The sequence below is a fragment of the Arthrobacter sp. HMWF013 genome (assembly GCF_003061105.1).
Classification (GTDB): Bacteria; Actinomycetota; Actinomycetes; order Actinomycetales; family Micrococcaceae; genus Arthrobacter.
On the sequence record NZ_QAIQ01000671.1, the window covers coordinates 1 to 10238 of the forward strand.

7 protein-coding genes, 1 tRNA gene and 1 pseudogene are annotated in these 10238 nt (G+C 64.7%); 6 read left to right on the top strand and 3 right to left on the bottom strand.

What is annotated here, in order from left to right; translation table 11 throughout:
• Window positions 1-798: benzoate/H(+) symporter BenE family transporter (locus DBR22_RS21810; RefSeq protein WP_181365283.1), on the top strand; the 798-nt coding region annotated here is incomplete at its 5' end.
• A gap of 77 nt (window positions 799-875) precedes the next feature.
• On the opposite strand, the gene DBR22_RS21815 is transcribed toward DBR22_RS21810, so the two are convergent.
• Both DBR22_RS21815 and DBR22_RS21820 read right to left on the bottom strand, forming a co-directional pair.
• Window positions 876-952: transfer RNA gene (locus DBR22_RS21815), tRNA-Thr, on the bottom strand.
• A gap of 168 nt (window positions 953-1120) precedes the next feature.
• Window positions 1121-1996, bottom strand: coding sequence for a DsbA family protein (locus DBR22_RS21820; protein WP_108600701.1), 876 nt, complete (start codon window positions 1994-1996; stop codon window positions 1121-1123).
• 179 nt (window positions 1997-2175) lie between these two features.
• On the opposite strand from DBR22_RS21820, the gene DBR22_RS21825 reads away from it, so the two are divergent.
• From DBR22_RS21825 to DBR22_RS21840, 4 genes are all read left to right on the top strand, one after another.
• On the top strand, window positions 2176-3678 hold the full coding sequence (locus DBR22_RS21825; protein ID WP_108600702.1) for an alpha,alpha-trehalose-phosphate synthase (UDP-forming): 1503 nt from the start codon (window positions 2176-2178) through the stop codon (window positions 3676-3678).
• A complete protein-coding gene (otsB, locus tag DBR22_RS21830; protein ID WP_108600703.1) occupies window positions 3668-4498 on the top strand; it encodes a trehalose-phosphatase in 831 nt (276 codons plus the stop codon). The genes DBR22_RS21825 and otsB overlap by 11 nt, the downstream gene beginning before the upstream one ends.
• 235 nt (window positions 4499-4733) lie before the next feature.
• Window positions 4734-5816, top strand: a complete 1083-nt coding sequence (locus tag DBR22_RS21835) for an ABC transporter ATP-binding protein (protein WP_108600704.1) — start codon at window positions 4734-4736, stop codon at window positions 5814-5816.
• A 129-nt stretch (window positions 5817-5945) separates the two neighbouring features.
• Window positions 5946-7364, top strand: coding sequence for a DUF4032 domain-containing protein (locus DBR22_RS21840; protein WP_108600705.1), 1419 nt, complete (start codon window positions 5946-5948; stop codon window positions 7362-7364).
• Window positions 7365-7396: 32 nt separating this feature from the next.
• Here DBR22_RS21840 and DBR22_RS21845 read toward each other — a convergent pair whose 3' ends face one another.
• The gene (locus DBR22_RS21845) at window positions 7397-8767 is read right to left on the bottom strand and encodes an FAD-binding oxidoreductase (protein WP_108600706.1); all 1371 of its coding nucleotides are present in this window, start codon (window positions 8765-8767) and stop codon (window positions 7397-7399) included.
• A 206-nt stretch (window positions 8768-8973) separates the two neighbouring features.
• On the opposite strand from DBR22_RS21845, the pseudogene DBR22_RS21850 reads away from it, so the two are divergent.
• Window positions 8974-10238 (top strand): annotated as a pseudogene (locus DBR22_RS21850) (alpha-amylase family glycosyl hydrolase); the annotation flags it as partial.

Sequence of the window (10238 nt, forward strand, 5' to 3'; positions counted from 1 at the left end):
GTCTCCACACAGGCGAACCCCGTGGTGGCGGTCCCCATGGTGGCCGCATTCCTGATCCTGACGGCCATACCGGCCCTTGGCCGGTTCCTTCCACCGGTGCTGGGAACTCTTGTGGTTGGCTGCCTCGCCGTGGCGGCGAGTGGTCAATTCTCTTTCCAAGGCGGCGGGCCGATTCTGGCCACCCCGGTCTTCACCGTTCCCGAGTTCACCTGGGCCGCCCAGCTCGAGCTCGTTGTTCCCCTGGCCGTCACCGTGCTGTTCGTTCAGAATGGCCAAGGCATCGCCGTTCTCCGTGCCGCCGGCCACCATCCGCCGGTCAACGTTTTCGCCATCGCATCGGGCGCGTTTTCCTTGCTCAATGCATGCTGCGGTGCTGTCTCAGCGTGCGTCACGGGCCCTACCAACGCCCTCATGACGTCCTCGGGAACACGGCAGCGCCAGTACACAGCTGCGGTGGTGTTCGGCGTCCTGGCGATGGCCTGCGCGTTGTTGGCTCCGGCGCTCACCCGGCTCATGCTCGCCACACCCCGGGAATTCATCCTTGCCCTGGGCGGCATTGCGATGCTGCGGGCGCTTCAGCAGGCCTTTGTCACTGCCTTCGCCACGGCCTTCACGCTGGGATCGCTGGTGACTTTCGTCGTGACCATCTCCGGCCTGAGTCTCTTCAACATCCACCCGGCGTTTTGGGGCCTCGTGAGCGGGTACGTGGTGTCACGGCTGCTTGAGCGTGCTGACCATTCAAGGTCCTCACGCGACGACGACGAGCCCGTACCTGCCACCGTGCGCCGCAGACGCTGATTGAGTCAAAGGGGAGTCTCTATAGGACGTCGTCTGCACACACTGCCCTGTGGGGTAAACCGGGGTCAGGCCGCAATTGGAGCCTCCTGTCAGATTCGAACTGACGACCCCCGCTTTACAAGAGCGGTGCTCTGGCCAACTGAGCTAAGGAGGCGCGCCCACTCGGGGCGTGCGCCGCAACGGCGCTAGATAAGGTTAGCCCAAGTCCGGGCGCTGGTAAAAACCGCAGTCCCGGCGAGGGCGCCAAAGGGCAGAAAAAGGGCAAAAAAGAACCCGCCCCCGGAATCTTCCGGAGGCGGGTCCTCAGGGTGACGAAGAAGGCTTAGGCCTTGGCGTCGATCGCGGCCTGGATGTCAGCGTTCAGGTCCGTGGTGCCTTCCCACTTCTTGCCGTCAATAAAAACGGTGGGTGTTCCGGTGATCCCGGTGTTCTCGGCGAGGCCGGTGGAGTACTTCACGTAGGGGCGGAAGGTCTTCTCATCAACACAGCTGTTGATATCAGCCCCGATATCCGAGGCAAGGGACTTCAGCTTGTCATCCGAGAGGCCGGCTCCGCCTTCAGCGGGCTGGTTGGCGAAGAGCACATTGACGTACTCGGCGTACTTATCCGGTGCCTTGTCAGCTACGCAGGCCGCGGCGTTGGCGGCGCGTGAGGAGTAGTTGGTGCTGGACTGGCGGTCCAGGAAGCCGAGCGGCCGGTACTCCATGGTGATTTTGCCTTCATTGCGAAGGGTGGTGAGGGCCTCGTTGTAAGTGTTCTCGAACCGGAGGCAGACAGGGCAGATGAAGTCGATGTAGGCAATCACCTTGACCGGCTGCCCGGCTTCAGCTTCAGCGCCGGGAGCCACAACGGGGCTGGGCAATGTGTCCGGCTTGGCCGGAAGGTTGGCCATGTCCACCGTGGCGGCGTCCGTCTTCTTCACCTCGGTGTTGGCCAGCAGGGTCACACCGCCGTTGACGTTGGCGCCGGCGGGCACGGGGCCCTGGTCCGCGATGGGGGTGTTCTGCCGGATGCTGGTGGTGACCACCAATGCCACAATCGCCAGGATGGCAACAACGGCCACCACAATGCCCCAACCGATGAGCAGCTTGTTGCGCTTGTCCTTTTTAAGCTGGGCCTCGCGGATCAGGCGCGCCTTTTCGCGAGCCTCCGAGGTTCGCTCAGCTTTGGACTTACGTATTTCATTTGCGGGGCTCATGTGTTCCTTGGGTCGATCGACATAGGGGGACCACTCTGTGGCGACTCCATCATTTTAGGGCAGAAAGCGGAGAGCTTGCGCCTTCAAGTATTCCGCCCCATTGACCAACGGACGAATAGCCCCGAAGATTCCATCCTATTAGGGTTGCTTAGAGGCACAAGCAACCCCAGGGGGCCGCAATGCAATCACCTGTCCAGGAAAAACCGTCAGCCGGAACTGAAACCGGCCCGGCCGCGCACAGCCACGGCCATGCCACCAAATACGACTTTATGGTGGTGTCCAACAGGTTGCCCGTCGACCGCACCACGCCAGGCGAGAGCGGCGACGACGGCTCGGGCTGGCGCCGCTCCCCCGGAGGCCTGGTGACGGCCCTCGCACCCATGATGACCAAAACCGACGGCGCCTGGGTGGGCTGGCACGGTGCTCCGGATGAAACCGTGGAACCGTTCAGTCACGGCGGAATGGACCTGGTCCCGGTGCAGCTGAGCACCGACGACGTCGAGCTGTACTACGAGGGATTCTCAAACGCCACGCTGTGGCCGCTTTACCACGACGTCATCGCCCCGCCGGAGTTTCACCGGACCTGGTGGGACGCCTACCGCAAGGTCAATCGAAGGTTCGCCGACGCCGTCGTACGCCACGCCGACGACGGCGCAACAGTGTGGATCCAGGATTACCAGCTGCAGCTGGTGCCGCGGATGCTGCGCGAAGCGCGGCCTGATCTGCGGATCGGATTTTTCAACCACATTCCCTTCCCGCCGCCGGAGATCTTCGCCCAGCTCCCCTGGCGCCATGCCATCATCGACGGGCTGATGGGCGCGGATCTGGTCGGCTTCCAGCGCCCCAGCGACGCCGGGAATTTCATGCGCTCCGCCCGCCGGTTCCTGGGCGCCAGCGTGAAACAGCAGCAGGTGCACGTCAAGGGCCAGGACGGCAATGTCACGCACATCGCGCGTGCGCAGGCTTTTCCCATCTCGATCGACGTTGCCCACATCACCGAGCTTGCCAACAACCCGGACATCATCGAGCGCGCCCGGCAGATCCGGCAGGACCTCGGCAACCCCAAGACCATTCTTCTGGGCGTGGACCGGCTCGATTACACCAAAGGCATCCGGCACCGGCTCAAGGCCTACGAGGAGCTCCTCCAGGAGGGCAAGCTCAAGGTGGGTGAGGCCACGCTGATCCAGGTGGCAAGCCCCAGCCGCGAACGTGTGGAACAGTACCGGCTGCTGCGCGAGGAGGTCGAGGGAACCGTCGGCCACATCAACGGCACCTACGACACCATCGAGAACACAGCCGTCCGCTACCTTCACCACAGCTACCCCGTGGAGGAGATGGTGGCGCTGTACCTCGCCGCCGACGTCATGCTGGTCACGGCGCTCCGGGACGGCATGAACCTCGTGGCGAAGGAGTACGTCACCGCCCGCAAAGACAACGACGGCGCCTTGGTGCTCAGCGAGTTCGCCGGCGCCGCGGACCAGCTCAAACAGGCATTGCTCATGAATCCGCACGACATCGACGGCCTCAAGGACACCATCATGCAGGCCGTCGTCATGTCCCCCAGGGACGCCGGACGCCGTATGCGGTCCATGCGCAAGCAGATCCTTGAGCACGACGTCGACCACTGGTCAGCTGATTTCCTCAAAGCCCTGAACGAGAAAGTTGTGCGCGATGACTCCTGATGCCCGCCACGCCAAGGGACCGCTCACCCTGTCCCCGGAACTGCGCGAAGCCCTTCAACGGATCGCCCGGACGGACCATCTGCTGGTGGCCATGGACTTCGACGGCACCATCGCCCCGATAGTCGACCGTGCCGGCGATGCCCGCCCCCTCCAACGCTCAGCAGTTGCCTTCGCCGGGCTTGCTGCCCTGCCGCGCACGACGACGGCACTCATCTCCGGCAGGGCCCTCGCCAGCCTGCGCGCGGTGGCTTCACCGCCGGTGGACACCCTGCTCATCGGCAGCCACGGCGCCGAAGCCTGGCTTGGCCCCGGATCCACGGAGCTGACCCTGGACGAGGACCAGCGCCAGCTGCTTGCCGAAGTCCGCAGTGTCCTCGAGGACATTGTTGAGCAGGCACCCGGAACGCTGCTGGAGGACAAACCGGCAGGCGTGGTCCTCCACACCAGGCTCGCTGCGGACGACGTGGCAGAGGATGCGGTGGCAGCCGCCCGAGCCGTGCTGCAGGACCGCAAGGGCGTCTTCCTGAAGAACGGCAAACGCGTCCTGGAAACCTCGGTGGTCAACGCGTCCAAAGGCGAGGGCCTGACCTTCCTGCGCCAGATCACAGGTGCTACCGCTGTCCTCTTCGCGGGCGATGATGCCACGGACGAGGACGCGCTGGCACGCCTCGAACCAGGCGACGTCGGCGTCAAGGTGGGCCTTGATTTCACGCAGGCCGAATTCCGCGTGGAGGCGCCCGTTCATGTGGCGGAACTGCTGGAAGCCCTCCTCCAGGAGCGGAGCCTGGTGGTGGCCGAAGAGGAGCCCGGCGACGTCTAGGGACAGCCGGCTTGGCGAAGCTCACATGTGAGCTTCGTAACATTCACAACGATTTGTCTTTCGTCTGACATACTCTTGGTTGTGATGTGGCGCACAAGAACCGTGCGGCGTCACGCGATACTCCTCGGCTTCGGCCGGGGAGTACACGGCTGTAATGCCGTGGACAACTGAACAAACATGAACCATTCACAACGGATCGTCCGGCACGTACCTGCCGGTGAAGGGATTGATAACTGTGGCTACAGTTACTTTTGATAACGCTACGCGTCTGTACCCGGGCACAGAGAAGCCCGCTGTTGACAAGCTCAACATTGAAATCGCCGATGGCGAATTCCTGGTCCTCGTTGGACCCTCCGGTTGCGGTAAGTCCACCTCCCTGCGCATGCTCGCAGGCCTCGAGGACGTCAACGCCGGCCGCATCCTCATTGGCGATCGCGACGTCACCGACGTTCCCCCGAAAGACCGCGACATCGCCATGGTCTTCCAGAACTACGCTCTGTACCCGCACATGACCGTTGCGGACAACATGGGCTTCGCGCTGAAGATCGCCGGCGTCTCCAAGGAAGAGCGCGCCGAGCGTGTCCGTGAAGCCGCCAAGCTTCTTGACCTCGAGCCTTACCTGGACCGCAAGCCGAAGGCACTCTCCGGCGGTCAGCGCCAGCGTGTTGCCATGGGCCGCGCCATTGTGCGTAACCCGCAGGTCTTCCTCATGGATGAGCCGCTGTCCAACCTTGACGCCAAGCTCCGTGTCCAGACCCGTACGCAGATCGCATCCCTGACCCGCCGCCTCGGCGTCACCACGGTCTACGTGACCCACGACCAGGTCGAGGCCATGACCATGGGTGACCGCGTGGCTGTGCTGAAGGACGGCCTGCTGATGCAGGTTGACACCCCGCGCAACCTCTACGACAAGCCCAAGAACGTCTTCGTCGCCGGCTTCATCGGCTCCCCCGCCATGAACCTGCTCGAGCTCCCCGTCGTCGACGGCGGCGTCCAGTTCGGCGGAACGGTCTACCCGGTGCCGCGCGACGTCCTCGAAGAAGCACACGGCAGCACCGTCACTTTGGGCTCCCGCCCCGAAGACCTCGAGACCGCACCGCAGGGTGAGGGCCTCAAGGTCGAGGTTGACGTTGTTGAAGAACTCGGTGCCGACGCCTACGTCTACGGCCACACCACGCTTGACGGCAAGGACCACGACATCGTGGCCCGTGTCGACGGCCGCCGTCCTCCGTTGAAGGGTGACTCCATCTACGTCCGTCCGCAGTCGGGCCACGTTCACCTCTTCGACACCAAGACCGGCCTGCGCCTGGGCGACTAACCCCCACCGCTGATCGCGCCTGACCGACGGCGGCTCTCCCCACACCGGGAGGGCCGCCGTCGGCGTTTGTGCCCGTCAGCCTTTGAGCCCGTTGCCCCAGGCCACCCCAATGTACGGAAGAATTGACCTATGACCGATGAAAACAGCGCCCAGTGGCACGACGAACCCACCGACTATGCACAGGTGGGCAAACTGCCGCGGTTTGAGGCAGCCAGCGCCAACGACTCCAAACTTGCCGCCGTCTCCAGCTCGCTGAACATCACGGCCGCCGCAGCCGAGCCCGAACTCCTGGACCTGCCTTGGCACATCGCTTTGGAGGACTGGCCGGCGGCAAACCTGGCAGCCCTGCCCCGCGGTATTTCCCGCCATATTGTGCGCTTCGCCCACCTCGGCGGCTCTGTCATTGCCATCAAGGAGACCTCCGAGCACGTGGCCCGCCACGAATACCACATGCTCCGCAAACTGGCCCGGCTGGATGTCCCCTGCGTCGTCCCGGTGGCGGTCATCACCGGCCGGACCACCCTGGACGGCCGTCCACTGAACCCCGTCCTGGTCACGCGGCATCTGAAGTTCTCCATGCCCTACCGCGCCCTGTTTTCGCAGATGCTGCGCAAGGACACCCTGACCAGGCTCATCGACGCCCAGGCCCTGCTGATGGTGCGGCTGCACCTCATCGGCTTCTACTGGGGCGACGTCTCGCTGTCCAACACGCTGTTCCGCCGCGACGCAGGCGCGTTCGCCGCCTACCTGGTGGATGCCGAGACCGGTGAGCTCTACCCGGACCTCTCCACCGGCCAGCGCGAGTACGATCTCGAGATCGCCCGGGTCAACATTGCCGGCGAACTTATGGACCTCCTGGATGGCGGCCTCATCGAGGAAAAGGTGGACCCCGTGGCTACCAGCGAACTCATCATGGAAAGCTACCGCCGCCTGTGGGCCGAGCTGACCGAAAAAGAGTCCTTCGAACTTGGCGAACGGTGGCGCGTTGGTGCCAGGATCCGGCGGCTCAACGAGCTCGGCTTCGACGTCGAGGAATACGCGATCAAGACCACCCAGAACGGTTCCACCATCCAGCTCCAGCCCAAAGTGGTGGACGCCGGCCACCACCAGCGCCGGCTCCTGCGCCTCACCGGGCTCGACGCCCAGGAGAACCAGGCCAGGCGGCTGCTCAATGACATGGACACCTTCCGCGCGGACAACAACCCGGAGATGGACGAGGAATACAGCGCCCACCTCTGGGTGAGCCAGGTCTTCGAGCCCATTGTGCGCTCGATCCCGCGGGACCTTTCCCGCAAGCTGGAGCCTGCTGAAGCGGTCCACGAGGTCCTCGAACACCGCTGGTACATGTCCGAAAAGCAGGAGCGGCACATCCCGCTCGCGGAGGCGGTGCAGTCCTACATCGATTCCATCCTGCGCCACCGCCGGGACGAGGCCGCGATCATGCTGAACCCGGACACCGGGCTGCTGAAGATCTTGGAAGTGGAGACCGAAGAGTCCAGGTACGGCGCCGACGAATCGATCGAAGAATACCCGGACGTCGACGACTGAGAGCCCCCAGTCCAGCAGTTAACCCGGCTGCGCTAAATCGCCTTCCCGGGGTTGAGGATGCCGGCCGGGTCGAAGAGGTCCTTGATTCTGCGCTGGAGTTCCCGTACTGGTTCCGGCTGCTCCAGGCCGAGCCAGCGCAGCTTGTACTGTCCGATCCCATGCTCGCCGGTGATGGTGCCGCCCATCTCCAGGGCAGCCGTCACCGAGCCGTCCAGCGCAAGGTTCAGCCTGTCCATCGCGCCTGCATCCACGGCCTCGCCCTCCCGGTCGATCCAGAAGGTGGGGTGGAGGTTGCCGTCCCCTGCATGGGCCACCACCTTCAGGCTCACGCCGTGCGTGGCGGCCAATCCCTCCAGAACGGCAATGTAGTCCACCAGGCGCGAACGGGGAACGGCCACGTCCTCGCCCACACGGTATTCGTCATCCACCTCCACACCGCGGCTGTTCCGGCGCAGCTCCACGAGATGCTCGGCCTCCGCAGTGGATTCCGTGCTGACCACGGCACCGCCGGCGGCCAGGACTGAACGGACGACGGCGGCCTCCGCCTCGGCCCCGAACCCGTCTGTCTGGATCAGGAGCAGCGAAAGGCCGCGGGAGCTCAGATCGGAGCCGTGAAGCGCATCCAGCTGGGCGAGCGTGCCGCCGTCAAGCAGTTCCATGATGGCCGGCTGCACCCGTGCCCTGCCAACGGCCAGGACCCCTGCGGCCGCCTGCCGGAAGTCCGGGTAGAACGCCGCGATGGTGTGCACGTCGCGGGGCAAGTACTTGAGCCTCACTGTTGCCCCCACGACGATCCCCAGCGTCCCCTCGGAACCGACGAACAGCCCGGTGAGGTCGTAGCCGGCCACGCCCTTGAACGTCTGGTGGCCGGTGTGGATGAGCGAGCCGTCGGCCAGCACCACGTCCAGCGCCAGGACCGAGTCCCTCGTAACCCCGTACTTGGCGCAGCGCAGGCCGCCGGCATTGGTGGCGACGTTGCCGCCGATGGTTGACGTGCGGAAGCTCGCCGGATCCGGCGCATACATCAGGCCGTAGGCGGCCGCCGCTTCGTTCAGGGCAGCGTTGACCACACCGGGTTCCACGACGGCGGTCTCATCGTCCGGATTCAGCTCAAGGATGCGGTTCATTCGTTCCAGGGACAGGATCACGGAGTTCCTGCTGGCGTGCGCCCCGCCGGAAACGCCGGTGCCGGCCCCGCGGGCTACGACCGAAACGCCGTTCGCGGCACAGAGCCTGACCAGGTCCTGGACGTCGCTGACGGAGCGGGCAAAGACCACGGCTTCCGGCAAGTGGAAGTCCAGTATGGGGGCCTGGTCCACAGCGTATTTGGCCAATACGTCCGGTTCCATACTGACCTGCCCGCCGCCAAATGCGGCCACCAGCTCTTCACCTATGCTGCCCACGCAGCCTCCAGTTCCGTCGTCGCAAGTGTTTGTACCAGTCTAGGTTGCGCCCGCATGACGTTACTCAGGGGTAATGTGTCGGCCTGCATTCCTGCAACCGTTTCCACAGGTCAGGGGCGCACTCCTCCACCACTACGCCCCTGGTGCGAAGAAACACACTGGAAGCGTTTTCAGTTTTCGGGCTCGGCGCGTCTAAGCTGGCTCCCATGTCTGTAGATACAGTGATCTCCGCCACAGCGGCCCTGACGGGTCCCCTCACCCTTATCCACGCCGCTGACAAGGCTCCGGGCTGGTGGCGCTCCGCCGTCATCTACCAGGTGTACCCGCGGTCGTTCCGTGACCTCAACGGGGACGGCATCGGGGACATTGCCGGAATCACGGAGGAACTGCCGCATTTGGCAGACCTGGACGTCGACGCCGTCTGGCTGTCCCCGTTCTACCGGTCACCGCAGCGCGACGCAGGCTACGACGTCAGCGACTACTGCGATGTGGATCCGATCTTCGGGACCCTGCAGGACTTCGACGTGATGATGGCCGAGGCCAACCGCCTGGGCCTGCGCGTCATTGTTGACCTTGTTCCCAATCACTGCTCGGACCAGCATTCGGCTTTCCAGGCGGCCCTTGCCGCGCCGGCAGGAAGCCCTGAACGGGATATGTTCATCTTCCGCGACGGAACCGGCTTCGAGGGCCATGAGCCGCCGAACAACTGGCAGTCCCACTTCGGCGGACCGGCCTGGACGCGGGTCATTGCCCCTGACGGCCAGCCGGACCAGTGGTACCTGCACCTCTTTGATTCGTCCCAGCCGGACTTCAACTGGGACAACCCTGCCGTCCACGCCGAATTTGAGCGGGTGCTCCGTTTCTGGCTGGACCGCGGCGTCTCAGGCTTCCGGGTGGATGTTGCCCACGCTTTGGTCAAGGCTCCCGGCCTGCCTGCCTGGGGCGGGAGGGCCGACGGCGGCAGCTCGGACGGTTTCCCCGGCCATGAGGCTCCTATGTTTGGCCAGCCGGCCGTCCACGACATCTACCGGACCTGGCGCAGGATCCTTGACGAGTACGGGCCTGACAGGATCCTGTGTGCGGAAGCCAGCGTGGACCTGGACCGCCTGGCCCACTGGGTCCGGCCCGACGAAATGCACCAGGCCTTCAACTTCCCGTACCTGCATGCCGGCCTGGACGTTCACCGGCTCCGGAGTGTCATTACCGATTCCCTGACAGTCCTGAACGGCGTGGGCGCACCCAGTACCTGGGTGCTCTCCAACCACGACGTCGTGCGGCATGCATCCCGCTTCGGCTACAACGGCCACGGCCCCCGCGACGGTGACGGGATCGGCCCGGCCGATCCCCAGCCGGACACCGGCCTCGGCAGGCGCCGCGCCGCTGCCGCCTCCATGTTCATGCTCGGCCTCCCGGGTGCCGCCTACCTTTTCCAGGGAGAGGAACTCGGCCTGCCGGACGGCATCGACATCCC

Bases quoted from the DNA above. Each gene is read 5' to 3' on its own strand.
- DBR22_RS21825 (WP_108600702.1), top strand. From the start codon at position 2,176: ATGCAATCACCTGTCCAGGAAAAACCGTCAGCCGGAACTGAAACCGGC.
- DBR22_RS21820 (WP_108600701.1), bottom strand. From the start codon at position 1,996: ATGAGCCCCGCAAATGAAATACGTAAGTCCAAAGCTGAGCGAACCTCG.
- otsB (WP_108600703.1), top strand. From the start codon at position 3,668: ATGACTCCTGATGCCCGCCACGCCAAGGGACCGCTCACCCTGTCCCCG.
- DBR22_RS21840 (WP_108600705.1), top strand. From the start codon at position 5,946: ATGACCGATGAAAACAGCGCCCAGTGGCACGACGAACCCACCGACTAT.